The organism is Microvirga sp. BF8, from assembly GCF_059888585.1.
This window is the reverse complement of the sequence record NZ_CM187619.1, coordinates 4,502,900-4,527,535: the sequence shown is the minus strand read 5'-3', so window position 1 is coordinate 4,527,535 and position 24,636 is coordinate 4,502,900. Positions and strand designations below refer to the sequence as shown.

At 65.5% G+C, this 24,636-nt stretch carries 19 protein-coding genes and 1 tRNA gene; 6 read left to right on the top strand and 14 right to left on the bottom strand.

What is annotated here, in order from left to right:
• Positions 1-51 precede the first annotated feature (51 nt).
• Positions 52-1,020, top strand: coding sequence for an isoaspartyl peptidase/L-asparaginase family protein (locus tag AC522E_RS21370; RefSeq protein ID WP_500748233.1), 969 nt, complete (start codon positions 52-54; stop codon positions 1,018-1,020).
• 54 nt (positions 1,021-1,074) lie between these two features.
• Here AC522E_RS21370 and AC522E_RS21365 read toward each other — a convergent pair whose 3' ends face one another.
• The 6 genes from AC522E_RS21365 to aceA all read right to left on the bottom strand — a co-directional run bounded on the left by AC522E_RS21365 (position 1,075) and on the right by aceA (position 6,660).
• Positions 1,075-1,818: an ABC transporter permease gene (locus AC522E_RS21365; protein WP_500748232.1), complete on the bottom strand. Its 744-nt coding sequence runs from the start codon at positions 1,816-1,818 to the stop codon at positions 1,075-1,077.
• Entirely contained in the window at positions 1,815-2,753 is a 939-nt protein-coding gene (locus AC522E_RS21360) for an ABC transporter ATP-binding protein (protein WP_500748231.1), read from the bottom strand. The genes AC522E_RS21365 and AC522E_RS21360 overlap by 4 nt, the downstream gene beginning before the upstream one ends.
• Positions 2,750-3,913 (bottom strand): ABC transporter permease, encoded by a 1,164-nt coding sequence (locus AC522E_RS21355; RefSeq protein ID WP_500750798.1) that lies wholly within the window; start codon positions 3,911-3,913, stop codon positions 2,750-2,752. Before AC522E_RS21355 ends, AC522E_RS21360 begins: the two co-directional genes overlap by 4 nt.
• Before the next feature lie 99 nt (positions 3,914-4,012).
• Positions 4,013-4,924, bottom strand: coding sequence for a glycine betaine ABC transporter substrate-binding protein OsmF (osmF, locus tag AC522E_RS21350; protein ID WP_500748230.1), 912 nt, complete (start codon positions 4,922-4,924; stop codon positions 4,013-4,015).
• 174 nt (positions 4,925-5,098) lie between these two features.
• The gene (locus AC522E_RS21345) at positions 5,099-5,308 is read right to left on the bottom strand and encodes a DUF4170 domain-containing protein (RefSeq protein ID WP_500748229.1); all 210 of its coding nucleotides are present in this window, start codon (positions 5,306-5,308) and stop codon (positions 5,099-5,101) included.
• Between the two features lie 32 nt (positions 5,309-5,340).
• Positions 5,341-6,660, bottom strand: a complete 1,320-nt coding sequence (gene aceA, locus AC522E_RS21340) for an isocitrate lyase (protein WP_500750797.1) — start codon at positions 6,658-6,660, stop codon at positions 5,341-5,343.
• A 186-nt stretch (positions 6,661-6,846) separates the two neighbouring features.
• Here aceA and AC522E_RS21335 point away from each other — a divergent pair, with 186 nt between their 5' ends.
• Positions 6,847-8,280 carry a helix-turn-helix domain-containing protein gene (locus AC522E_RS21335; protein ID WP_500748228.1) on the top strand — a complete coding sequence of 478 codons (1,434 nt, stop codon included), beginning with the start codon at positions 6,847-6,849 and terminating at the stop codon, positions 8,278-8,280.
• A 9-nt stretch (positions 8,281-8,289) separates the two neighbouring features.
• Here AC522E_RS21335 and AC522E_RS21330 read toward each other — a convergent pair whose 3' ends face one another.
• Together AC522E_RS21330 and AC522E_RS21325 are read right to left on the bottom strand one after the other, a co-directional pair.
• Positions 8,290-9,030 (bottom strand): glutamine amidotransferase, encoded by a 741-nt coding sequence (locus tag AC522E_RS21330; RefSeq protein ID WP_500748227.1) that lies wholly within the window; start codon positions 9,028-9,030, stop codon positions 8,290-8,292.
• Positions 9,023-9,481 (bottom strand): tellurite resistance TerB family protein, encoded by a 459-nt coding sequence (locus AC522E_RS21325; protein WP_500748226.1) that lies wholly within the window; start codon positions 9,479-9,481, stop codon positions 9,023-9,025. The genes AC522E_RS21330 and AC522E_RS21325 overlap by 8 nt, the downstream gene beginning before the upstream one ends.
• Before the next feature lie 378 nt (positions 9,482-9,859).
• On the opposite strand from AC522E_RS21325, the gene AC522E_RS21320 reads away from it, so the two are divergent.
• From AC522E_RS21320 to AC522E_RS21305, 4 genes are all read left to right on the top strand, one after another.
• Positions 9,860-10,288 (top strand): response regulator, encoded by a 429-nt coding sequence (locus AC522E_RS21320; RefSeq protein WP_500748225.1) that lies wholly within the window; start codon positions 9,860-9,862, stop codon positions 10,286-10,288.
• 156 nt (positions 10,289-10,444) lie between these two features.
• On the top strand, positions 10,445-14,083 hold the full coding sequence (locus AC522E_RS21315; RefSeq protein ID WP_500748224.1) for a tetratricopeptide repeat protein: 3,639 nt from the start codon (positions 10,445-10,447) through the stop codon (positions 14,081-14,083).
• 1 nt (position 14,084) lies between these two features.
• On the top strand, positions 14,085-16,064 hold the full coding sequence (locus AC522E_RS21310) for a CHASE2 domain-containing protein (RefSeq protein WP_500748222.1): 1,980 nt from the start codon (positions 14,085-14,087) through the stop codon (positions 16,062-16,064).
• A 136-nt stretch (positions 16,065-16,200) separates the two neighbouring features.
• Positions 16,201-17,091 (top strand): cation diffusion facilitator family transporter, encoded by an 891-nt coding sequence (locus AC522E_RS21305; protein WP_500748221.1) that lies wholly within the window; start codon positions 16,201-16,203, stop codon positions 17,089-17,091.
• 9 nt (positions 17,092-17,100) lie between these two features.
• Here AC522E_RS21305 and AC522E_RS21300 read toward each other — a convergent pair whose 3' ends face one another.
• The 6 genes from AC522E_RS21300 to hemC all read right to left on the bottom strand — a co-directional run bounded on the left by AC522E_RS21300 (position 17,101) and on the right by hemC (position 24,629).
• Complete coding sequence (locus AC522E_RS21300; RefSeq protein ID WP_500748220.1) at positions 17,101-19,560, bottom strand: sensor domain-containing protein; 2,460 nt, start codon at positions 19,558-19,560, stop codon at positions 17,101-17,103.
• 259 nt (positions 19,561-19,819) lie between these two features.
• A tRNA-Thr gene (locus AC522E_RS21295) sits at positions 19,820-19,895 on the bottom strand.
• A gap of 89 nt (positions 19,896-19,984) precedes the next feature.
• On the bottom strand, positions 19,985-21,568 hold the full coding sequence (locus AC522E_RS21290; protein WP_500748219.1) for a heme biosynthesis protein HemY: 1,584 nt from the start codon (positions 21,566-21,568) through the stop codon (positions 19,985-19,987).
• 13 nt (positions 21,569-21,581) lie between these two features.
• On the bottom strand, positions 21,582-22,922 hold the full coding sequence (locus AC522E_RS21285; protein ID WP_500748218.1) for a COG4223 family protein: 1,341 nt from the start codon (positions 22,920-22,922) through the stop codon (positions 21,582-21,584).
• 91 nt (positions 22,923-23,013) lie between these two features.
• Complete coding sequence (locus tag AC522E_RS21280) at positions 23,014-23,703, bottom strand: uroporphyrinogen-III synthase (protein ID WP_500748217.1); 690 nt, start codon at positions 23,701-23,703, stop codon at positions 23,014-23,016.
• A complete protein-coding gene (gene hemC, locus AC522E_RS21275) occupies positions 23,703-24,629 on the bottom strand; it encodes a hydroxymethylbilane synthase (protein WP_500748216.1) in 927 nt (308 codons plus the stop codon). Before hemC ends, AC522E_RS21280 begins: the two co-directional genes overlap by 1 nt.
• Positions 24,630-24,636 lie beyond the last annotated feature (7 nt).

The following is a 24,636-nucleotide window of genomic DNA, read 5'->3' as shown; positions in this document are numbered from 1 at the left end:
CCCGGACGCCCACCAGATCATGACACATCCCTTCTGAAAGGCTCGACACCCATGACGCTCTCCTCGGACGCCAATTTCACTCTCGCCGTGCATGGCGGTGCGGGCACAATCCTGCGAAGCAAGATGACGCCGGAGAAGGAAGCCGCCTATCACGCCGGCCTTCGGCGTGCCCTGGATGCCGGGCGTTCCGTCCTTGCCGACGGCGGGAAGGCGCTCGATGCGGTCACCGCCGCGGTCATGGCCCTGGAGGACGAACCGCTGTTCAACGCGGGACGCGGCGCAGTCTACACATCGGCCAGCAAGCAGGAGATGGACGCAGCCATCATGGACGGGCGAGACCGCGCCGCCGGAGCTGTGGCCGGGATCTGCGGGCCGCGAAACCCGATCCTTGCGGCGAGGGCCGTCATGGAACGTTCCGACCATGTGTTTCTCATCGGTGAGAGCGCCCTGCAATTCTGCCGGGCGCAAGGGCTCGCCTTCGAAGAGGCTTCCTACTTCTTCACCGAGCAGCGATGGAACGCTCTCCAGGAGACACTGGCGATGCGCAAAGCCGGCGCCGACGACCAGGATGAATCCCGAAAGCACGGTACCGTGGGCGCCGTGGCGAAAGACAGGCATGGCCATCTGGCGGCGGCGACCTCGACCGGCGGAATGACCGCGAAATCGCCAGGCCGGGTCGGCGACAGCCCGGTCATCGGAGCCGGCACGTGGGCCGATAACGATACCTGCGCGGTCTCCGGCACGGGACACGGAGAGGTCTTCATTCGCTACGCGGCAGGTCATGAAATCGCGTCCCAGATGCGCTATGCCGGGCGCTCTCTCGAAGAGGCCGCCAGCATCGTGGTCATGGACATGCTGGCTCCGGCGAACGGCTCCGGCGGCGTGATCGCGGTGGCGCGCGACGGGACCTTCTCGCTCCCCTTCAACTGCTCGGGCATGTATCGCGGCGTCGTCCAGGCGGATGGCATCCTCCGGACGGCGATCTACAAAGAGCCGCTCATGGACTATGCACAACGCTGATTCCGCGGAATGGCGTTCGGCCGCGAGGCATGGTCCTGTTCCCAGCGGGGTCGGCTAGGCGGAACGGCCGAGCCTCGCGGCAACGGTCCGTTCCAGAACCGTCAATCCATCGTGGATGAGAGCCGCCACGAGCGCGACCACTAGTCCACCCTGGAGGATAAAGGCGACGTTGTTCGATTGCAGCCCGGCGATGATCACCTCGCCGAGCCCTTTCGCAGCGACCGTCGACCCGATCGTCGCAGTTCCGAGATTGATGATGGCGGACAGGCGGATGCCCGCGAGGATCACGGGAAAGGCCAGCGGCAGTTCCACGCCGAGAAGGCGCTGCCGCGGCGACATGCCCATTCCCTTGGCCGCATCGAGGGTGAGCGGCGATACCTGGGTCAGTCCGCTGAGGGTGTTCTCGAAGATCGGCAGAAGGCCGTAGAGAAACAGGGCGATCAGGGTCGGTGCCTCGCCGAAGCCGACGAGGGGAACCGCCACAGCAAGGACAGCCACGGGTGGAAAGGTTTGTCCGATATTGACGATGCTTCGTGACAGCGGCAGGAAGTCCATCCCCGAAGGCCGCGTGACGAAGATCCCGAGCAGGACGGCAACGATCGTGCTGGCGATCACGGCGCCGAACACCGTCTTCAGATGCGAGAGTGTCAGGGACAGCAGGCTGCCCTGGTTGTAGATCGCCGGCGCTCCGTTTTCGGTCAAAGGCTCGAAGGCGAAGGCGAAGTGTTGCGGCGCGGTGATGAACGTCACCAGCACGGCAAGGGCGACGATACGCGAAACGGCGGGCCAGACCCTCATGTCGGCCGCCGTCCACGAGCGAGGATTCCGCCGATACTGATCCGCCCGAGTACGACGCCGGACCCGTCCGCGACCGGAAGAGCGTCGCTCCCCGTCCAGACCAGTCTGGCAAGGGCATCCCGAAGGCTCGCGGAGCCGTCGATCGGCTCGCCCTCGGCAAAGCCGGGCTCGAGGGCGTCGCGCGCCATCGTGAGAGACAGAAGCCTGAATGGACGCTCGCTCGTGCCGACAAGACGTTCGACGAATCCCGGCACCGGACGGGTCAGCAACTCAGCGGCCGTGCCGTACTGCAGCAGACGGGCTTCATCCATCACGGCGATCCTGTCGCCGAGATGGAACGCCTCCTCCATATCGTGGGTGACGAGAACGATGGTCGTGCCGAGGCGACGCTGGATCGCCAGGAGATCGTCCTGCGCCTTGCTCCGGATCACGGGATCGAGCGCTCCGAATGGTTCGTCCATGAGGAGAAGCGCGGGACGGGCCGCGAGCGCGCGCGCGACGCCCACGCGCTGCTGCTGTCCGCCAGACAGTTCATGCGGATATTTTTTCGCAAATTCGGCTGGATCCAGTTGGAACAGGCCGAGCAGCTCGTCGACCCGCTGAGCGATCCGCTTGGTGTCCCAGCCGAGCAGGCGCGGCACCGTGGCGATGTTGCCGGCGACCGTGCGGTGAGGGAACAACCCATGGCCCTGGATGACGTAGCCGATGCGGTGCCGGAGCGCGTCCTCCGGAAGTGACATCGTGTCCTGCCCGTCGATGAGCACACGCCCGGAGGTCGGCTCGACAAGGCGATTGATCATGCGCAGCAGCGTCGACTTCCCGGCTCCCGAAGTGCCGACGATGACGGTAATGGTGCCCTCGTCGACGCGCATCGAGACATCGTCGACGACAACCGTCTCGCCATAATATTTGGACAGGTGCTCGATCTCGATCATGTCCCGGTTCTCCGCGCCAGATCGATGATGGCATCGAGGATGACAGCCGCCCCGAACGACAGGGCAACTGTCGGGATGGCGCCCAGGAGCACCAGATCCATGGCCGTTTGCCCCACACCCTGGAAGATGAAGGTTCCGAAACCGCCGCCGCCGATGAGCGCGGCGATGGTCGCGAGGCCCAAATTCTGGACCAGGACGATGCGGATGCCGGTCAGAATGATGGGCAGGGCCAGGGGCAGCTTCACCTGCATCAGCCGCTGAGTGCGCGACATGCCCATTCCTCGGGCCGCATCGACCACCGTTGCGGGCACCTGATCGAGTCCGACGACGGTATTGGCAACGATCGGCAGCAGGGCATAGAGGAACAGCGCCAGGAAGGCAGGTGCCGCCCCGATCCCGCGAATGCCGATGGCGGCGGCGAAGGGCACGCTCGCCGCAAGGAAGCCCAGCGGGACCATGAGCATGCCGAAGAGCGCAATGCTCGGGATCGTCTGCACGATATTGAGCACCTGGAGGATGGCGCCTTTCAAGGCTGGCCTCCGATGACACAGAATGCCCAGGGGCAGACCGATAGCCACCGCCACCATAGTCGAGCCGAGCGCAAGGAGCACGTGCTGCTCGGCCTCGCGCCAGAAGCTGTCGGCCCGCGTGGAATATTCCTTCAGAAGCGACAGGTCATGCCACGCACCTGTGCGAAGGAGTACAGCGACGGCAAGGATGACGATGGCGAGGGAGACGAGCCGGGCCCAGGGCCCGAAGCGCAGGCGTGTCAGGGAATCCGCGACGAGCAGACCGAGACAAAGGACCAGAAGCCAGAAGCCGGAGGCTGGAGACACGCGGGCGAAGGTGTTCTCGGCGGGCGTCACGAAGGCGGCCGACATGCCGACGGCAGGGACAACGATGCTCAGGCCGAGTGCGGCTGCCGCGAGCCTGGCGGCCGGTCGCCGCACGAAGGCCGCGACAAGCCCGACACCGATCGCCGTGAGCATCACGGACGCTGCCATCCCGCCCGGAAGGGCCTGCCAAAGCAGGCGCGGCTCGCCCGAAACGATGCGGTTGGCGCGATAGGTCACGAAGGGCATCGCGAACAGAGCGATGCCCATGAGAAGGGCGATGACGCCCCCGAGGCGATCGGGCGAGAGGGCCGGACGGAGCGACAATGCGCCGAGCGTGCTCGCTTGAGCTGAGGGCGCATTCACAACAGGCTCGGTCGCTCTCTCATCACGGTTGCGTGCCAATGTCTCTCGGCATCCGGCCGATTACTTGATGAAGCCCTTGGACTTCAGGTAGTCCGCTGCGACTGTCTTCGCCGCTTCCCCGCCGACCTGAACGCGGGCGTTGAGGGTCTGCAGCGTGTTGAGGTCGAGGGACTCGAAGACCGGCTTCAGCATGTCGGCGATTTTCGGATTCTCCTTCAGCACCGCCTCGCGGATGATAGGTGCCGGCGCATAGACCGGCTGGACGTTCTTGTCGTCCACCATCACCACGAGACCCGAGGGCGCGATGCCGCCGTCCGTTCCATAGACCATGGCCGCATTGGCCTTGTTGGTCTGCTCGGCGGCTGCCTTGATGGTCGCAGCCGTATCGCCGCCGGACAGGACGATGAGCTGCTCCGGCTTCATCTTGAAGTCATAGGCCTTCTGGAAGGCAGGCAGGGCGGCGGCGGAATTGACGAATTCGGCGGAGGCCGCAAGCACGACACTGCCGCCGCCAGCCACCCATTTCCCGAAATCCGACATGCTCGCCAGCTTGTTGGGCCCGGCCACATCCTTGCGCACCGCGATGGCCCAGGTGTTGTTGGCCGGAGATGGCGCGAGCCAGACGATCTTGTTGGCGTCGTAATCGAGCTTTTTCGCCGTTTCATACCCTTTCGCCGGATCCTTCCAGACGGCATCGTCGGCCTTGTTGAAGAAGAAGCCGGCGTTACCGGTATATTCGGGGTAGATGTCGATCTCACCGGCGGTGATCGCCTTGCGCACGACCGGCGTCGCACCAAGCTGGATCCGGTCCTGCGTCTTGATCCCGTTGGCATTGAGGACCTGCAGGATAATGTTGCCGAGAACCGACCCTTCGGTATCGATCTTGGAGGAGACGACGACATCGGCCCGTGCGGCGGCCGCGGACAGACCCAGGGCCGCGACCACGGCGAGAGATTTCAGAACTGCTTTCATCAGACGACCCCTTCGGCGGTTCCGGCAATCCGGCCCACGTGTTTTAGGGCCGCTTCGGCCTCTCCGACAGGTGCCCCGTCGTGATTCCGATATACCTCCGTCAAGTATCGTTGACGCGCGGGATCCCGCAACCGGTTTCGGGCGGTTGCAGGATCGTCGCCTGTGGACTGCGCCTCAGGCTATGACCGCATGGTGCGGTTCCTGCGCAATGGTGAAGCGGACCTGGGCCTGGGGCCGGTGGTCTTCCGAGAGGTAGCGCCAGGTACGCTCGGCCTCGTTGCGGCTCTCGAAGGGACCGACGACGCGCTCGGTGCCCTGGATCAAGGTTTCGAAATCGGTGGAGGTGTACTCGCCGCCAACGACCCAGTAACGAGACTTTTGCATGGCATTTTCTCCGTTCATCAGGGGGTTCGGGGTCACTCGGCCGCCTGGAGCTTGGCCGAGGGGTGGAACTGGGCGGTCTCTGTCGAATCGCCCATGGCCGTGGTCGAGGACTTGCCGCCGGTGATGGCCAGCGAGACCTGATCGAAATAGCCGGTGCCGACCTCGCGCTGGTGGCGCGTCGCAGTATAGCCATCCGCCTCCGCCGCAAATTCCCGGACCTGAAGCTCGGAATAGGCCCCCATGCCACGGTCGCGGTAGCCGCTTGCCAGATCGAACATGCCGAAGTTGAGCTGGTGGAAGCCTGCCAATGTCACGAACTGGAACTTGTAGCCCATGGCACCAAGTTCGCGCTGGAACTTCGCGATGGTGGCGTCGTCGAGCTTCTTCTTCCAGTTGAACGAAGGCGAGCAGTTATAGGCCAGCAGCTTGCCCGGGTAGCGCTTGTGGACCTCCTCGGCGAATCGCCTCGCGTCATCGAGATCGGGATGCGAGGTCTCCCACCAGAGCAGGTCCGCGTATTCCGCGTAAGCGAGCCCACGGGCGATGCAGTGATCGAGACCCGTGCCCTCCTTGAGGCGATAGAAGCCTTCCGGCGTGCGGCTGTCCGGCTCGATGAAGGGCCGATCGCGCTCGTCCACGTCGGAGGTGATGAGGCGTGCGGATTCCGCGTCCGTACGGGCCATGATGAGGGTCGAGGTTCCCATGACGTCCGCCGCCAGACGCGCAGCGATGAGGTTGCGCTCATGGGCCGACGTCGGGATCAGCACCTTGCCGCCGAGATGGCCGCATTTCTTCTCCGAGGCGAGCTGGTCCTCGAAATGCACGCCTGCTGCGCCGGCCTCGATATAGGCCTTCATGATCTCGAAGGTGTTGAGCGGGCCGCCGAAGCCTGCTTCGGCATCGGCGACGATCGGCAGGAACCAGTTCCGCTTTGCGCCGCCCTCCGCGTGCTCGATCTGGTCGGCCCGCTGCAGCGTGCGGTTGATGCGACGACACAGTTCCGGGCCCGAATTGGCCGGATAGAGGGATTGGTCGGGATACATGGCGCCGGCGACGTTCGAGTCCGCCGCCACCTGCCAGCCGGACAGATAGATCGCCTCAAGACCCGCGCGGGCCATCTGCATCGCCTGGTTGCCCGTCATGGCTCCGAGGGAATGCACATAAGGCCGCTCCTGAAGCAGCTGCCACAGGCGCTGCGCGCCGTGTTCGGCGAGCGTATGGACGATCGGCACGGATCCGCGCAGCCGCAGCACATCCTCGAGCGTATAGGGGCGGCGGATGCCGTCGTAGCGCCCTGCCGGCGCGGTCGCGAACAGCTCCTCGAATGAGCTCGGGGTCGTTGAAGCGGTCATCATGGCCTTCCCATTTACAATCGTTGACAAATCCTGCGCGCCATCCACAATCTCATCCGGTTAGCAGGGTCTCTGACATCAGTAACGGCCAAGGAGCCTGTTGTTTCAATGCTTGTTTTCAGAAGAAAAGTCGGCTTGTAAAAGCAACACACCACCTGAGCAGTAAATCTGTAAAGAAATTTACAAATGGAAGACGCGAAGAAGCTGTTCGTCGGCCCCCGCCTCAAGCGCCTGCGTCGCGACCTGAATTTGAGTCAGGCCGGCATGGCCGAGGAGCTTGGGCTGTCTCCGAGCTATCTCAACCTCATGGAGCGCAACCAGCGCCCCATTACGGCGCAGGTCCTGATTCGACTGGCCCATGCCTACTCCCTCGATCCGCGGGAATTCGCCACCGACGACACCGAGCGCGCTGCGTCCGAGCTCGAGGAAATCTTCGCCGATCCCCTTTTTCGTAGCACGCCGGTGCCGCGCCTCGAGCTGCGCGAGACCATCGAGACCGCGCCCGGCCTGATCGATGCGGTGGGCCGGCTGTACCGGGCCTATGTGGCCATGCGCAGCGCCCGGGAGGCGCAGGCGCCGGACGTGAGCGATCGCGACAGGGCCGAGGACGCCCCGCAGGACAACCCGGTCGACAGGGTCAGGCACCTGATCCAGGGCGCGCGAAACTACTTTCCCGATCTCGATGAGGCGGCGGAGGCCCTGGCGTCGGATCTGCAGGTGACGGGCCACGAGCCTTTTTTCGCGATCGCGGAGCGCCTGCGCGCGAAGCATGGGATCCGCGTACGGGTGATGCCTGTCGATGTGATGTCAGACTCGCTTCGCCGCTACGACCATCACCGTCGTCAGCTCCTCATTTCCGAGATGGTCGATCCGTCGGGACGGACCTTTCAGGCCGCGTACCAGCTGGCCTTCGCAGAGATGCGGCAGGTCATCGACGACCTTTCCATCCGATGGGAGCCGGCGGACGGTCCGGCCCGCCGCCTGCTGCGCGTCTCGCTCGGGAACTACTTCGCCGGGGCGCTGATGATGCCATACGGCAAGTTCCACATGGCCGCCGAGACGCTCGGATACGATGTGGACGTGCTCGGCGCCCGGTTCGGCGCGAGCTTCGAGCAGGTGGCCCACCGCCTGACCACCCTCGCCCGCCCCGGCGCGCGCGGAATCCCCTTCTTCCTGGTGCGGGTGGATTCGGCGGGGAACGTGTCGAAGCGCTTCTCCTCCGGACGCTTTCCGTTTGCACAATATGGCGGCACGTGCCCGCTCTGGAACGTGCACGCCACCTTCAAGACGCCCGGGCAGGTCATGACCCAGATCATCGAACTGCCCGATATGTCACGCTGGTTCTCGGTCGCGCGCGCCGTCAAGCGGGCCTCGACGGCGTGGGGCATGCCCGATCCGCAATTCGTGGTCGGTCTCGGCTGCGAGCTGAAATACGCCCACCGCCTAGTCTATGCCCGTGGCCTCGACCTCACGGCGCCCGATCCGACGCCGATCGGAATCAACTGCCGGCTGTGCGAACGGGTCGCCTGCCCGCAGCGCGCGGCGCCGCCCCTGATGCATGCGCTGATCGTCGACGAGATGAAGCGGGGCGTATCGCCGTTCGAGTTCGATCCGACCTGAGAGCTCCGGTCACGCCGCCAGCTCACCGGCGCTCCGGCCGTCGAGCCAATGATCGAGAAACCTGTCGAGCCAGAGCGACACTTCGGGATCATAGAGGAAGCGCCCTTCGATCTGCCGGGCTCGATCCTGCGCTCCGGGCATCGCCAGACGCTCCGCCGCGCGGACGGTCCAGCGGCAGATCATGGCGTGCGTAACCTCCGGATGGAACTGGAGACCGTAGGCCGCTTCTCCGGCGCGGATGGCCTGGGTGGGAAAGTCGTCGCCGGTGGCAAGCATGTCGGCGCCGGGCGGGCAATCGAAGCCCTCGCGATGCCAGTGATAGACGTGGGTCGGCCAGGGCACGCCCCAGGATTTGCTCAGAGCGGCGCCGGCACTGGTGGGCAGTAGCGGGTAATAGCCGATTTCGGCCTTTCCATCGGGATGTTCCCAGACGCGGCCTCCGAGGTGCTTGGCCAGCATCTGCGCGCCCAGGCAGAGCCCGAGATAAGGCCTGTTCTCCCGCAGGGGAACCTTGATCCAGTCGATCTCCGCCTTGACGAAATCGTCGCCGTCGTTGGCGCTCATGGGGCCGCCGAAAATGATCGCTCCCGCATGATCGGCCATGGTTTCGGGCAGCGGATCGCCGTAGCGCGGACGGCGGATATCGAGACTGTGACCACGCTCCATCAGGAGGCGGCCGACCCGACCGGGGGTGGAATGCTCCTGGTGAAGCACGATGAGGATCGGCGCACGGGAAGGCATCTCAGTCATGACCCGAATGCGCAAGGGCATCCTCCCTGATCGCGCCGAGCTCCGCGTCGGAGAGGCCCAGCAGGCGTCCCGTGCGCCAGATAAGGTTGTCCTCGAACTCATGGACAGCCCCATCAATCGCAGCGACTTGATAGGCGAGTGCCAGGATACGGGGGCGATCCTCCGCGGGAATATCGGTTGCGATGCGATCGATCAACGTCGTCGCGGGATCAAACCTCGCCTCGCTGTCACGGACCCGCGCGATGAGATGTTCCGCCTGCGGCTCCGTCAGGCCGAAGCGGGATTGCAGCATCCTCCGCAGGCCCTTCTCCTCGACTTCGAGAATCCGGCCGTCCGCGTGCATGACCAGGGTCAGAAGTGCGGCCAGCGTGAGCTGCTCGCCCTGCTCGGCCATGCCCTCCGAAGCGGCTGCAGGACCGAAAAACTCACGAAGATGGGACAGGAAGGACATGGCACGATTATTCAGGAAGTTCAGCCGCTTCCGCAAGAGGCTCGCGCCGGGGCCGGTCCCACCCCCGATCCGGGGCTAGGCCAATCTGTCACACGCCGACGGAAACGGTCACAACGCAAATCGAGCCCCTCGGCGCCCACGACGCGGCAAAAGTTGAAGAAAGGTCTTGAAAAGACATGGGAATCCTCCATCACTAGGATGGATAATGCCAAGCTGCCGGCACAGACCTGCTTCCTATTCCACTTTCGAAGGAGCGGTTTGGTCCGGAGGTTCGGACCCATGCGTGGGAAGCATGCTATGGGTCCGATCGGGAAGGTGGTACATCTTACTGATTCCCGTAATGCTTAAGGCATTATTGAGGCAAGTGTTTCGGCGCCGATGGTCAGACAAAGGCGCCGGTTTGAAAGAGAAAGCGAAGCCGTGACCGAAAGCCTGGCGACCAGCGATCTGAATGGCCTGCGTATTCTGGTTGTTGAGGACGAAGCTGCAATTTCCCTGCTTCTGGAGGACATGCTGCTCGATTTCGGCTGCGAGGTCATCGGACCGGCTGCCCGCCTCTCGGCTGCTCTCGATGCTGTTGCCCGGGAGCAGGTCGATATCGCCATCCTCGACGTGAATGTGGCCGGCGAGCCCATTTATCCGGTCGCAGAGGCGCTGGCGCAACGCTCCATTCCGTTCGTCTTTTCCACCGGCTACGGAAGTGCCGGTATTCGCGACACCTTCCGGGACCGCCCGGTCCTGCAGAAGCCGTTTGCGCAAAATGACCTCAAGCAGAAATTGCTGATGGCGCGCGGCAGCGCAGCTTAGGAAAAGTCTTTCCTCCTGCTCGATTCTCTTCCTGCACATTTATCATGTGTGGGAAAACACGGCCAAGTTCGCCTGAATCCGCTTTCAAGTTACGTTATCCCAGAGTAAGCTTCGCCTTATCTGAAGATATGTTGTAACCTTGTCTTGCGAACACAGATGCGATCCCGAACCCTTCGTCTCCTGACCGTGACGAGCGCCATAGCGCTCGGTTTCACGGGCGCCCTTGCCCAGTCGCCCGTGCCGCGGCCGACCCCTGTTGCCGGATCCATCGTCGCCGCGAAGGGCGGCGAGGAACTGCGGTTCGTGCGTGAAAGCCTGTGGCGGACTGCCGAGATCAGGCAGGACGTGGTCGGTGGCGACGTGCTGCGCACCAATGCCATCGGCAACCTGGCGATCCTGTTCGCAGACCAGACCCAGATCCGGGTCGGGCGCAACTCAACGCTTACGGTGAACGAGATCGCGAGGTCTTCGAATGGCACGACCGATCTCACCCTCCAGGCCGGCACCATCTGGGCGCGTGCCGCCCGCGGCGGATCCGGCGTCGATGTGAAGACGCCGGCAGCCGTGGCCGCGATCAGGGGGACTGACTGGTCCTTGTCCGTGGACGGATCCGGCAAGACCGCGCTCGTCGTGCTGGAGGGCGTCGTGGAACTGCGCAACGCGCAGGGATCCGTCACCGTCCATCAGGGAGAGGGGGCGGTCGCCTCGATCGGCCAGGCGCCGACGAAGTACGTCCTCGTCAATTCCAGCGATCGCGAGCAGATGCTGTTCTACATGACGCTGCGCGATGCGTTTTCATCCCAGACGACATCGTCCCTGACCGGGCCCGACCTGCGTGCGGAACGGGCACGCATCGAGGCGCTCCCGCCGCAGGCGCGGCGGGCGGAGGATTGGCTCAGCCTCGCGGAAATCGCACTCTACCTCGACGGGCGCACGGTCGCCGAGCAAGCCTTGGCCGAGGCGCGCAATCGCGGGCTCACCCCCGCGCAGCGCGCCCGTGCCGACCTCGTCGACGGAGTCCTCGCGAGCCTGCAGAGGCGCTGGCAGGACGCGGCGGGTTACTACGCGCGGGCAGAACGCGGCCTCGATTCCAAGCGCCGGACCATCGCGTCCTACGGACGGTACATCGCCCTGTCGCTCGCCAATCCGAAACAGGTCTATGCCGAGCCGAAGGCTGCCGCCAACGATCCGATCGCGGCGCTTGCCCATGCCTATGTCGTCGCCTTCAGGCAGGACCTGGCGGCCGCTGCCGAGGTGATCCGGGCTGCGGAGAAGCGCTTCCCGAACGATACCCGCATTGCCGTGACGGCGGCGCGGATCGCCTTCGCGCTCAACCGACGCGATGAGATGCGGACGTCCATCGCCCGTGCCAAGGCGATCGATCCGGACGATCCGGACGTCATCATCGCCGACAGCAGCATCCGCGGTGACATCGACGGAGAGTACAAAGCCGCGGTCGGCGAATTGCGGCGGGCCACTGCGATCGCTCCCGGCCATTCGGACCTGTGGAACACGATCGGTCTGTTCGAGTCCACGCGGGATTCGCCGATCGCTGCCGAGGAGGCCCTGCGCCGGGCCATTGCGACGGACCCGGACAGCCCGGTCGCGTATGCCAATCTCGCCATCCTGCTTCTCGACCAAAGCCGGGTCGAGGAGGCAAAGGCGCTGATCGACAAGGCGCTCGCGCTCGATCCGGCCTTCAGCACCGGCTATATCGCCCTCGGCCGCTATTGGCTGCAGACGGGCCAGACGGCCAAGGGCATCGAATCGATCCTGGCCGGATCGACCGCCAACCCGGCCTATTCGCAGGGGCTGCTCGCCACCGCCATCGCCTATTACCAGAACGGCGACGACGAACTCGCCCTTCAGGCCCTGGACAATGCGGACAGACTCGATCCGAACGACCCGATCGTCTCCATCGCCCGCACCGCGATTGCGCTCGACCAATATCGCGCCGACGAGGCCGTTCTCAGCGCGCGGGAAGCCGTACGTCGGTTCCGGCAACGGGGCGGCGACTTCGCAGGCCTTGCGGTGAACCGTCAGGCCGGCTCCTATCCGGCCCAGGCCTATCGCTTCCTCGATCTGAATGAATGGGCCCGCTTCTATGGCGACCGGGTTTTCGACCCCTTCACCGCATCGAGCTATTTCGACCAGGCGGTCGCGCGTCGGCCCACTCTCCTGACCACGCGTCCGACCATCTCCTCGATTCTGGACAATGCCTCGGACCTGACGGCCTTCAACCTCTCCGTCCAAGGCCTGTTCTACGATCCGCTCGCCGTCTCGGGCCGGGTCCGCCGGCAGGATCTCCTGCGGCAGCCCTTCCTCGACGCGGAAGTCGGCGGCAGCCTGTTCGTCAAGGACAACCGCGTCGGATGGGGCGCGGACGCCACGGTTCAAGGCTTCTCGAACGAGCCTCTCCCGACATCGTTTTCGCTCACCGCGGGACGGACGAAGATCGATGCCCGCGAGGCCATCGATAAGGAGGCGGCCGACAGCGCCTCCGTTTTCATCGGCATGGCGCCGTCGGCGACCGATCGCTTCCTGATTTTCGGCTCGGCGGCGAAGGTCGAACCACCGATCCTTCGTGTCGACCGCCCGACCCGCCTGTTCTCCGGAGACCAGGAGCTGACGTCGATGCAGGCGGGCGGCGGCTGGAGCCACAGCTTTGCCGATCGCAATGTGCTGACGGCGGCCATCTATGCCAATCGCGGCCTCGACCGGCACACCTACGACTCCCTGAACGCCGAGATCCCGACTCTGGTTCTTGCCGAGCGGCAATGGACCAGCACGCGCACGGAAGGCGTCGTCGCGGCCGTCAACCACAGCGTGGGCTTCAACGACTTCACGCTGCGATATGGATATGAGGGTCAGTTCGGGCGCAGCTTCGCAAGCGCGTTCGGACGTGGCGTCGTCGTCAGCACGCTTACGAACGAAAGCCAGTCCGGCGATACGGCCAGCCGGACCGATGCGGACTTCAATGCCAATCGCCTCTATGCCGATCTCTTCTGGAGGCCGTCGGACTGGTTCGAGGCGCAGGCCGGCGTGCAGCGTTCCTTCGTCGATATCGAAGGGCAACGCTCGGAGACCTCGGTCTCGCCGCGCGTAGGCGTCGCCGTCGCGCCGCTTGAGGGACACTGGCTGCGCGCAGCCTATCGCCAGGACGGGGTGCTGCCGCTGGCGTTCACCCTCTCGCCGATCACCACGGTCGGCCTCGTGCCCAATGCCCTGCCGCTGGCCCTCAGCGGCCGGATGGACACGCTGGCCCTGCGCTGGGACGCGGAATGGACCCCACATGTGTTCACCGCCGTCGAGTACCAGCGTCAGGACATGCGGAGTCTCGATCTCCCCCTGTCGAACACCTTCGATACGCTGGCGATCGGCAAAGCGCGGATCGAGCGGCTTGCGGCAACGGCCAATCTCTGGCTCGGCTATGGGATCGGCGTGTTCGGCTCGGTCGGCGTGACCAATACGGAGATCCGCTCCGAGGAGGCGCTCGGTCTCGATGTTCCGTTCGTGGCGGGCCATTTCGCCCGGGCCGGCGTGACCTTCGTTCATCCGAGCCGGTTGAAGTTCACTCTTTCGGAAACCTTCGTGGGCGACCGGACAGGCAATCTGGCCGGCGTGAAACTGGACGATTATTGGACGACCGATGCGTCCGTCTCCTGGGAAACACCGGACAGGCGCCTTCTTCTCGGCCTCACTGTCGTCAACCTGTTCGATCGCGACTACGATCTCGCCCCCGGCATCCCGGGGCTGGGCCGGACCTTCGCGGCGACCATGAAGGCACGCTTCTAGGGTGAGCGACGGGGCGGCTCCGACAGAGCATCACGAACGCGCGACGAGGGCGATCTGGCGTCACTATGCCATCGCCCTCATCGTGACGGCTCTGCTGGCGCCGTTTTCCTTCTTCCCGCCGTTTCACCTCGTCGAGGCGCGGCTCTTCGACATTTTCTCGACCCTTGCGCCGCCTCGGCCGCCCGACGCCGGCGCCATCATCGTCGCCATCGACGAGCCATCCTTTTCCGAGGTCGGACAGCGCTGGCCCTGGCCGCGCGATCTCCATGCCCACCTGATCGATGCGCTCAGGGGCGCGGGGGCGAAGGTTATCGCCCTCGACATCATCTTCGCCGAGCCCTCCTCCGAGGACCCCGACCGTCGGCTCGCTGCTTCCCTGGGGAAGGACGTGGTTCTCGCCGCCGACGATGTCACGACCCCGCTCGAACAGGGGACACAGACGACGCGGGTCAATCCCGTCGACCTCTTCCTGGAAGCGGGCGCCCATCCCGGCGTGACCTCCGTCGATCTCGACGGCGACGCCTCCTTGCGTCGCATGCCCTCTGTTCCGGACAGCTTCGCCGAGAAAGCCCTGGACCTGAGCGGAGTGCCGGTCGAGCCTGCACCGGAAGGCGCCCTGATCCAGTATTTCGGCCCGGCACGGACCTATCCCACCGTTTCTTACTATCAGGCGCTCGATCCCCAGGAATTCCTGCCGCCCGGGCGTTTCAAGGACAAAATCGTCTTCGTCGGCCTGAGTCTCAAGGCGGCGACGTCGCCGGACAGCGGCGCACCGGATGCCTTCGCGACACCCTACACGCTGCTCAGCGAAGGCCTCACCGCCGGCGTGGAGGCTCAGGCGACGATCCTCGACAACCTCAAGCATGGCCTCTTCGTGATACCAGTCCCACGCTCCGCCATGATCGCTCTCATGGCGGCCGTCGCTGTTCTGGCGGCACTCCTGTGTCGGAACGGGGTCTTCTGGCGGACGAGCCTGATCGCCGCGCTGACCTTGCTGCTGATCCTCGTCGGAGCCTGGGCGCTGCTTCGTTTCGGTCGGCTATGGGCGCCTCCGGCTCTTCCCGTTGCAGCGGCGCTCGGGGTTTTCGGCGCACGCTTCGGCCTCGACTATGCCCACGAGCGGCAGATGCGCCATGCGGTCTCGGAAGCCTTCTCGCGCTATCTCTCGCCCGACCTGGTGGCGCAGCTCGCCCGCAATCCTTCGGCTCTGAAGCTCGGCGGCGAGCGCCGGAACCTGTCGATCCTGTTCTGCGACGTACGCGGTTTCACGACGCTCTCGGAAACCCTGAAGGACGAGCCGGAGCGACTGACGGGCCTCATCAACCGCCTGCTCGACCCGCTCTCCGAGGCCGTTCTCGCCGAGAAGGGCACCATTGACAAGTATATGGGCGACTGCGTGATGGCGTTCTGGAACGCACCGCTTCCGAACCCCGACCATCCCCTGCGGGCCGTGCGGGCGGCCATGCACATGCTGGAGGCGGTAGGCCGGCTGAACGCCACCCTGCGCGAAGAGGAAGGCGACCGCGCCCCCGTCTTCGCGATCGGCGTCGGCATCAACACGGGGGATTGCGTCGTCGGCAATGTGGGCTCGCGCTGGCGCTACGATTATTCGGTGCTCGGGGACACGGTGAACCTGGCCTCCCGTCTCGAAAGCCTGTCCAAGGACTATGGCGTGTCGCTGATCCTCGGACCCGGTACGGCGGAGGCGGTGCGGGATCATTACATCCTGATCGAACTCGACCGGATCGCAGTGCGCGGACGGGCGACGGAATCCGCCATCTTCACCGTGCTTGCTCCCACCGGTCCCGACCTGGATCCCCGGCTGATCGCCCTCCAAGAGCAGCATTCGCATCTGCTGGCGGCAATGAGGGCCGGAAACGCGGCCGAAGCACTGGCCCTCGCCGAGGCATGCCTGACGATGGCGCCGTCCCTTGGCAAATACTACGAGCGCATCAAAGCCCGCCTGTCGCGCAGCGCCTGACGTCCTCGCGATCCGCGAGGGGCGGCAAACGACGTGCTCCTGCGAGCTATTTGCAAAGAGTAACAAGGACTTGCACCGCCGTTCGGGCCGCTTATAAGGTCGCCCTGTATCCGCTTTTCCCCTATCCTGTGACGCGATGGACAAGATTCAGAAACTTGCCATTGGCAGCATCTTCATCGGCGCTATCGTCTTCGCCCTGAAGTTCGCGGCCTATTATCTGACCGGCAGCATCGCGCTCTATTCGGATGCCCTGGAGAGCACGATCAACGTCGTCACCGCGGTCGTGGCGCTCCTGGCCGTGCGCGTCAGTGCGCAGCCGGCAGACAAGAACCATCCTTACGGACATCACAAGGTCGAGTATTTCTCGGCTGTCCTCGAAGGCGTCCTGATCATCGTCGCAGCCCTGATGATTCTGCAGGAAGCCTATTCCGGTTTTCTTCGTCCCAGGGTTCTCGACCTTCCGCTGGAAGGGCTCGGAGTCAATGCGATTGCGACCCTTATCAATACCGGATGGTCATGGGTGCTCATCACCCAGGGCCGTCGCCTGCGCTCCCCCGCCCTGAGCGCGGACGGGCGCCACCTCCTCACCGATGTCTATACCTCCGTGGGCGTCCTGGCCGGCCTGCTCTTCGTGCCGCTGACCGGCTGGCAATGGCTCGACCCGGCCATGGCCGCCCTGGTGGCCGTCAACATCCTCTGGTCCGGCTGGGGCCTGATGAAGGAAAGCATCGGCGGGCTCATGGACGAGGCCGCCCCGGAGGAGACCCTGCGCCGCGTGCGCGAGGTGATCGCCATCAATGCGGAAGGCGCCATCGAGGCGCACGATCTGCGCACCCGTCACGCGGGGCGGGTCACGTTCATCGATTTCCATCTGGTCGTGCCCGGCATCATGAGCGTGACGGATGCGCACGAGATCTGCGATCGGATCGAGCGGGCCCTGAAGTCGGAGGTCCACGATGCGCTGATCACGATCCATGTGGAGCCGGACAACAAGGCGAAGCATGCCGGTATCGTGGTTCTGTCCTGAGGATGCAGATCATCCGCCGACCAGGCCCGGCAGGAACCCTCCCGCCTGGAGATCGGCTGCCAGATTGCTTGCCGCAACCGGAGAGCGAAAGAAGAATCCCTGCGCCTCGTCGCATCCTCTGGCCTTCAACCAGTGGAGCTGATCCTCCGTTTCGACACCTTCGGCGACGACGGTCTTGCCCAAGGCCCGACCGAGAGCGAGGATCGCCTCCACCACCACTGCGCCCTGCGGGGAACTGACCTCCTGGATGAATGACCGATCGATCTTCAAGGTGTCGATCGGCAGGCGGTTGAGATAGGAAAAGCTGGAATAGCCGGTGCCGAAATCGTCGAGCGACATGGCGAAGCCCGCATTCTTCAGGTTGTTCATGCAGGCCGCAATCCTGGGCTCGGGTTCGACCAGGACGCTTTCCGTGATCTCCAGTTCGATCTGCGAGGGATCGACGCCATATTTCTCCGTCATGGCGATCAGGGACTCGCAGAAATTGTCCATTCGGGCCTGAACGGGAGAGACGTTGAGCGAGAGCCGCAGCTCCCCGAGAGCCGTCCCCGCCCATTCCCTCAGCTGGCGGCAGACCTGTTCGATAACCCACCAGCCCATGGGAACAACGAGGCCGGTTTCCTCCGCGATGCGGATGAACCGCGACGGCGGGATCAGCGTGTCTGCATTCTTCAGCCGCACGAGCGCCTCGGCCCCGACGGCCCGGCAGGACGCGAGATTGATGCGCGGCTGATAATGCAGCTCGAAGGCTCCGACCTTTACGGCCTGTCGGAGCAAAGCCTCGATGCGGGCCCTTTCGCGGGCCCGCTCGTTCATGGCGTGGGAGAAAAACTGATAACCGCCCTTTCCGCTGCGCTTCACCTCGTAGAGCGCGACATCGGCCGTCTGCATGAGTTCGTCGCTGTCCGCGCCGTGGTGCGGGTAGAGGCTCGCTCCAATGCTGATCCCCACATGGATCGGCTGCTCCACCCCCTTGAGATGAAAGCCTTCCCCGATGGCGGCGATGATCCGCTCGGCCACCGCGGCGGCGACCGCCGCATCGGTGATATCAGGCAAAAGGATGCCGAATTCATCCCCGGCCCAGCGACTGACCGTGTCTTCCTCGCGGACGCAGTCACGCAGCCGCTCGGCCACCTCCCTGATCACCCGGTCGCCGGTGCCATGACCATGGCTGTCGTTGACGAGCTTGAGGCGATCGAGGTCGCCGAACAACACTGCGGCGCCTCCCTGTCCGCGTTCGGCGCGGGCGATCGCCTGTTCGATGCGATCCTTGAAAAGCGTGCGGTTCGCGAGGCCGGTGAGCGGGTCGTGATGAGCCAGACGCGTCAACTGGGATGTGAGCGCGCGCTGCTCGGTCACGTCACGCAGCACCAGCACGCCGCCCACCACGGTGCCGGCAGGGTCACGAATCGGAGCGGCTGTCTTCTCGATCGGGACCGTCGTGCCGTCGCGCCGCAGCAGCATCCTGTTGCGCCCCGGCCAGACCGGTGGCTGCCGTGACGAGGCCGGGGGGCCGGACAAAGGGCGTCCTGCCTCGTCGTCGCTGGAGACGACCTGCAACACCTCGTGAAGCAGACGCCCCATGGCCTCTTCGGCGGACCAGCCGGTCATGGCTTCCGCTGCGGGATTGAGCGAGGTGATGGACCCGTCCATGTCCGTCGTCACGACCCCATCGCCGATGGATCGCAATGTGACCTGAGACAATTCATGCTCGCGGAAAAGACGCTCCTCCGCGATCTTGTGGGCGGTGACGTTCTGGGTCTGCGAGACGAAATAAAGCGGCTGTCCCCGTTCGTCCCGTACCAGGGATGCACTGAGAATTCCGTGGACCGCGTGCCCATCCTTGTGGATGTAGCGCTTTTCCAACACCTGCGCGGCCCGCGTGCCGGCCAGCATCTCCCCCGTGGAATGCAGATCCGCCTCGAGGTCATCCGGATGGGTGACGTCCTGGAACGTCAACCGGGACAGTTCTTCCTCGGTATAGCCCAGCATGTCGCAATAGGCCTGATTGACCTGGAGGTAGCGCCCTTCGGGACTGACGATGGCCATCGCCACGTCCGAAAAGCGGAACGCTCCGGAGAACCGCATCTCGCTCTCCCTGAGCCGCAATTCCAGGGCGCGCCTTTCACTGATGTCCGTGACGAGAACGAAAAAGCCACGGATCCGTCCATCCTCCGTCCGGTCGGGCGAATAGCTTCCCTGGACATAGCGAGGGCCCGTGGCCGTCACCAGAGTCTGCTCGTAGATGATCGGTTCACCCGCGAGCACGCGCTCGATATAGGGCTTCAGGATCCCGTAGTTCGCCTCACCCACGACCTGCCGGATCGTGAGCCCATGGATCTCCAGCGGATCGACCGCGTACCATTCCCGGTAGGTATTGTTGTTGAACAGATACCGCTCATGGCGATCGACATAGGCCATCAACGCCGGAACATTATTGAGAATGGAGATTCCGAGGAGTTTGGACACTTCTTCTTATCGCTGACCGGGATCCTGAGAGATTACAGGATGCAAGGGCTCTGGCCAGTGAAATATGCGTCTCTGTATTCGTCGGAACGCCAACCCGGTTCATGCTGGGACTTCAGTGGAGGCTGTGTCGACGCGGGGTATCCGTCCGGAAAGAGCCGAAGCCTCGGCAACGGGGTGTTCAGGATCTCCCGTCGCGACAGAGTCGCACCGGTGCTGCCATGGCGCATGCCTGCAGGGCTGATCGTTATGAAGGGAAAAATGGTGCCGCAAGAGGGATTCGAACCCCCGACCCCCTCATTACGAATGAGGTGCTCTACCAGCTGAGCTATTGCGGCGTCGCGGTCATTCGACCGGAGAGGGCGACCTCATACCCTCAAGGCCGGCGGTTGGCAAGGGAGGATCGGCACGCGGATGGCCGATCTCGCTACCAGATCGAAAAGACGCTGCGGCGTGCGGGCGCGGCATCCTCCGGAGACCGGGGAACATCCGGCGGAGTGGCGGGAAAGACGACCGGCTCCGGCACGGCCTTCGGCGATTCCATCCTGGCGGGCTCCGCGGCGGGCGGCGTGGCGCGCTGGTCCGCCTCCTCGACAAGGGCGCCGTCTGCGGCCGCCGCCTCGGCGGCGGGGGCAGCCTCCTCCGCCTCGACTGCGATGGGAAGCATCCTTTGGGTATCGTCGAGATCCGCGGTCACCTCGTCGCTCAGGGCGAGCTCGGGAGCGACGAGAACATCGGGAGGGGCCTCCCACACGAAGGCGTCCAGACGTCCCGTCACGGGGGAGATGGGCGCCCAGCGGTCGGACACGACGCCATCGGCGATCCAGGCCGGATCGCGCGGGGCGCGGGTGGCGCGGGCGAGCCATTCCCGCCCCCGTCCGGCCGAGCCGTGCTCGGCCTGTTCCAGATCCGACATCAGCAGGCAGACCCGCATGGTGGGACGGTCCGACAGGAGCGGTTCGAGCGCATGGCGGGCGCGGTCGAATTCCCGCGCCTCCAGGGCGGCCCGGGCCACCGCAAGCCGCCCCTCGGGAGCCCCTTGGGACAGCTTCATGAGGGTCTCGGCGCGCTTGAGCCGGTCGAGGGCGGAATCGCCGGGGCGTAGGTTGAGATAAACTTCGGCGAGATCCGGGTGCGGCTGGCTGCGCCAAGCGGTCTCCACCAGCTTGGCGGCACGGCGAAGGTCGCCCCGCTGGGACAGGATACCGCCGGCGAGGGCCGCGGCCGGAATCAGGGTCGGCGCCAGCCTGAGCGCATCCTGGGCACTGCTCAGCGCCCCTTCCCGGTCATGGTCGGCCCGATCCAGGGCATCGGCGGTGAGAAGCACCGCCCTGTGACGCTTGGCCGTCGGTTTGTCGACGAGGCCGAGGGACGCCCGGCGTTCGACCGTCTCCAGGGCGCCGCGCCAGTTGCGCTCGGCGCAGCGGGCCTCGAGGATCGCGTCGCTTGCCCAAGTGGCTGCGGGCGCGAGGCGGACAGCCTCGGCTGCATATTCCTGGGCCGACGGAATGTCGCCGCGCCGGCGAGCCTCGACGAACAGACCCCGCAGGCCGAGCACCCGTGTCTCGTCTTCTTCCATCATCTGCGTAAAGGCTGCCTCGGCGGCCGCCCGGTTTCCCGAGACCTGCGCCGCCTGAGCCTTGAGGAGAAGCGTCAGGGCCTCCCGGCCGAGGAGTCGCTCGGCTTCGCCGGCATAGCGGCGCGCTGCGATGGGATCGCCCGCCCCGACCGCCACCATGCCGCGCGACACGGCCTGGTAGCCGCGCGCCCGGCGGCGGGCACGGGACGCGAAGGTCAGGCGCGAGGGCAGGCGGAGGATGGTCGTGACCGCGGCCCAGAGCAGAGCGAGGATCAGCGCGATCCCGACGAGCGCCACCGCGGCCACGGCGACCGAAGTCTGCATCTCATAGCCGCCGAAGGTTACGAGGACGGTACCCGGCCGGTCGGCCAGCCACACCGCACCGAAGGCCGCAACGCAGAGAAGACCGATGAAGACGAGAGCGCGCCACATGCTGGCCTGATCCTTATTGTTGCGCCGTTGAAAGGGCGGAAAGGGCATCGTCGGCGGCGGCCTGCGCCGCTGCCTCTGCCTCCGCGCGGGCCTGGACCTTGCGTCCCCAGTCGTCGGAAAGACGGCGGGACGGCTCCGGCAGGCTCTGCCATGCCGCGGCTGCGTCCGTCACATTGCCGCTCTCGAGGGCCTTGTCGATGCGGGCGACGATGCCCGGCACGCCGGTGGCGCCCGTCTCGCTCACGGGCCGTACGGTCACGACGCGGTCGGCCATGCGCCAGAGCCGATCGGTCCAGCTTCCGCTGGTGGTGCGGTCGTCGCGCAAGATTGCCGCGCGCAAGGGCGCAAAGGTCCGGGACAGGTCCGCCACGGTCGGGGCTCCCTCCTGCGCGAAGGCTGCCAGCGGCGCAACGCGCTGGGAATCCTTCGAGACTTTTTGAAGCGCCGCGAGCGTATTCGCATAAGGCACACCGCGTTGCAGGGCATCGTTCAGGCGCGCCGCGAGGGAGAGCCTGAGGGCCGCCAGGGTCGTCTCGTCGGGACCGTGCCCGACCTGCTCGGACAGGTCAGCGAGCCGCTTGTCGTTTTCCGCGACCCGGCTGTCGAGGGATTGAACCGTCTGCTCCAGGGCCTGCGCAGAGCCGCCCGCCTGCTGCGTGGCCTGCATCTGGGCCCTGGTCTGTTCCTCCAGTGCGGCAAGCCGGTCGGAGAGATTCTTCAGGGCCGCGTCGTCCTGCTGAACGGGCGCTTCGGCTGCGGGCCGATTCAAGGCTTCGGCGGAACGGGCCTCGGCCTGGCGGGCCGCGGCTTCCGCAGCCTGGAGGCGACGGTCGACAGTGGCGCGGGCGTCCTCCAGGGCCCTGAGGCGGGCTTCCAGCCCTTGCGTACTGGCTGGCTGACCAAGCGCGGACACACGCTGCTCGAGCTGGGCGAGGCGCTGGGTATCCTGGGACGCCGGCGGCTTCTGCCAGACCTGGAGTCCGTAAATGAGACCGGCTCCCACAAGGCCCCCGACCAGACCGGCTCCAATGAGCGGTCCTGCCGCTGCCCGCCGGGGCGGCGGAGGCTCGGATGGCGGTGGCGGGGGAGGATCCCACTTGCCTGCGCCAACGGATTCACCCTCGACGGTCTCGGACGGGGACGCCGCCGCGATCGAATCGGTTCCGGCGCCGGAGTCGAGGGTGGCCTCGGTCTCGGCCATGGCCTCGCTCACGAGCCGCTCGGTGTCCGCATCCGCCTGCTCTGCACGGTGTCCTTCATCGACGACTTTCGCCTCGAGGTCGATGGTCGCCGGCTCGCGCCGGGGTTTCCTGCGAGGCGATTTCGGGTCTTGGGGGTCAAAAGAATCGGTCACGGGTCACTCTTGATGAACAAATGAGGCAAGCTTGAGCACGGCCATTCGTTCCCTCTCCGGGGACGGATCGTAAAGGAAGAAGTCACGGGCGTCACCGGAGCGTGGCCAGAAGGGCATCCTCGTCGGGTCGTGCCGCCACCCGCGTCGACAGCCCCAAAGCCTCGAAGGGAGCCGCCACATCGGCCGAAAGGCAGTGATGGACAGGCAGCAAGAGGTTCGATGACAGATCTGCCTCCTTCGCCAGCCGCAGGAAAAGAGCCGCGCTGCGCCGGGAATAATGGAGCACGGCTTCGATCTGACCAGAGCGGAGGGCCCGGACGCCATCGTCGGGAAGGCTCTGGACCGCCTCGGCCTCGTAGGCCTCCCAGGTGACGATGCCGAATCCGGCAGCACGGAGCGAGGCCGCGGGCTCCTCCTTGTGATGCCGGGCCGTGACATGGAGCAGGGTCCGGCCCGGCTCGAGCCGGTCGCGGATCAGGGCCGAAAGGGAAACCGCGTCGCCGTCCGCCACCATGACGGATGAAAACCCCGCCTGCCGTACCGCCACAGCCGTACGATCCCCGACAGCGAAGACAGGGCAGTCCTTGTCGGCCATCTCCCGCAACGCCGCCTCCCCGTGGGCGCTGGTCACGATCAAGGCATCCCAGGAGCCCGGAGGCTTCGGGTCCGCCGTCGGCACGATGTGGGTGATGGGAGCGATAACCGATTCGTGGCCGAGCATGGCGAGCCGCCGAGCCGTGCGCTCGGAATCGTCCAGCGCCCGTGTGAGGAGAACCCGCATCAGATTTCGAGGAAGCCCGCCGGCATGCGGGACCGGAGGTCGAGTCCGGCGTCACGGCCGAGGGACGCGGCATCCGCCGGCGCGCCGTGCCTTGCCACCTCGAGGCTCTCGGAGCCATCGGGCCGCAGCACGAGACCGCGGAATTCGAGGGTCTCGCCGGTCAGGCGGGCATGACCCGCGATCGGCGTACGGCATGACCCATCGAGAACGCTGAGAAAGGCCCGCTCCGCCGCGAGCGCATGGCCGGTTTCCGCATCGAGGATGGGCCGGACCAGCTGCGCGACCCGTTCGTCATCGGCGCGGATGGCAATGGCGATGGCCCCCTGTCCGACCGCAGGCAGAAAATCGTCCACCTCCAGAACGGCCGTGACATGCCGGGTCAGCCCGAGACGGCGCAGTCCCGCCATGGCGAGCAGGGTCGCATCCACCTCTCCCCGGTCGAGCTTTGCGAGCCGGGTCTCCACATTGCCCCGCAGCAGCGTGACCGTGAGATCGGGCCGCAGGCGGCGGATCTCCGCCTGGCGCCGCAGGGAGGCGGAGCCGACCACGGCCCCGGCCGGGAGTTCGCGCAGACTCTTGGCGCGCAAACTGATGAACGCATCGCGGACATCCTCCCGCGGCAGGTAGCCGGCAATGACGATTCCTTCCGGCAGGGCAGTCGGGAGGTCCTTGGCGGAGTGAACGGCGAGATCGATGGAGCCCTCCAAAAGCCCGGTATCAAGTTCCTTGGTGAACAGCCCCTTGCCGCCGGCTTCCGAGAGCGGCCGGTCCTGGATCTTGTCGCCCGTCGTCTTGATGATCTGCAGCGGCAATTGCTCGGGAGCAAGGCCGTGGGCGGAACCGAGGCGCCTCTGCGTCTCGTGAGCCTGGGCCAGCGCCAGCGGGCTGCCGCGCGTGCCGATGACGAGGGCGGATGTAGCGACCATTTCCTGC

What these genes read in the sequence shown, in the direction of transcription:
- AC522E_RS21370 (WP_500748233.1), top strand. Translation starts at nt 52, where the DNA reads ATGACGCTCTCCTCGGACGCCAATTTCACTCTCGCCGTGCATGGCGGT.
- AC522E_RS21365 (WP_500748232.1), bottom strand. Translation starts at nt 1,818, where the DNA reads ATGAGGGTCTGGCCCGCCGTTTCGCGTATCGTCGCCCTTGCCGTGCTG.
- AC522E_RS21360 (WP_500748231.1), bottom strand. Translation starts at nt 2,753, where the DNA reads ATGATCGAGATCGAGCACCTGTCCAAATATTATGGCGAGACGGTTGTC.
- osmF (WP_500748230.1), bottom strand. Translation starts at nt 4,924, where the DNA reads ATGAAAGCAGTTCTGAAATCTCTCGCCGTGGTCGCGGCCCTGGGTCTG.
- AC522E_RS21345 (WP_500748229.1), bottom strand. Translation starts at nt 5,308, where the DNA reads ATGCAAAAGTCTCGTTACTGGGTCGTTGGCGGCGAGTACACCTCCACC.
- aceA (WP_500750797.1), bottom strand. Translation starts at nt 6,660, where the DNA reads ATGACCGCTTCAACGACCCCGAGCTCATTCGAGGAGCTGTTCGCGACC.
- AC522E_RS21335 (WP_500748228.1), top strand. Translation starts at nt 6,847, where the DNA reads ATGGAAGACGCGAAGAAGCTGTTCGTCGGCCCCCGCCTCAAGCGCCTG.
- AC522E_RS21330 (WP_500748227.1), bottom strand. Translation starts at nt 9,030, where the DNA reads ATGACTGAGATGCCTTCCCGTGCGCCGATCCTCATCGTGCTTCACCAG.
- AC522E_RS21325 (WP_500748226.1), bottom strand. Translation starts at nt 9,481, where the DNA reads ATGTCCTTCCTGTCCCATCTTCGTGAGTTTTTCGGTCCTGCAGCCGCT.
- AC522E_RS21320 (WP_500748225.1), top strand. Translation starts at nt 9,860, where the DNA reads ATGGTCAGACAAAGGCGCCGGTTTGAAAGAGAAAGCGAAGCCGTGACC.
- AC522E_RS21315 (WP_500748224.1), top strand. Translation starts at nt 10,445, where the DNA reads ATGCGATCCCGAACCCTTCGTCTCCTGACCGTGACGAGCGCCATAGCG.
- AC522E_RS21305 (WP_500748221.1), top strand. Translation starts at nt 16,201, where the DNA reads ATGGACAAGATTCAGAAACTTGCCATTGGCAGCATCTTCATCGGCGCT.
- AC522E_RS21290 (WP_500748219.1), bottom strand. Translation starts at nt 21,568, where the DNA reads ATGTGGCGCGCTCTCGTCTTCATCGGTCTTCTCTGCGTTGCGGCCTTC.
- AC522E_RS21280 (WP_500748217.1), bottom strand. Translation starts at nt 23,703, where the DNA reads ATGCGGGTTCTCCTCACACGGGCGCTGGACGATTCCGAGCGCACGGCT.
- hemC (WP_500748216.1), bottom strand. Translation starts at nt 24,629, where the DNA reads ATGGTCGCTACATCCGCCCTCGTCATCGGCACGCGCGGCAGCCCGCTG.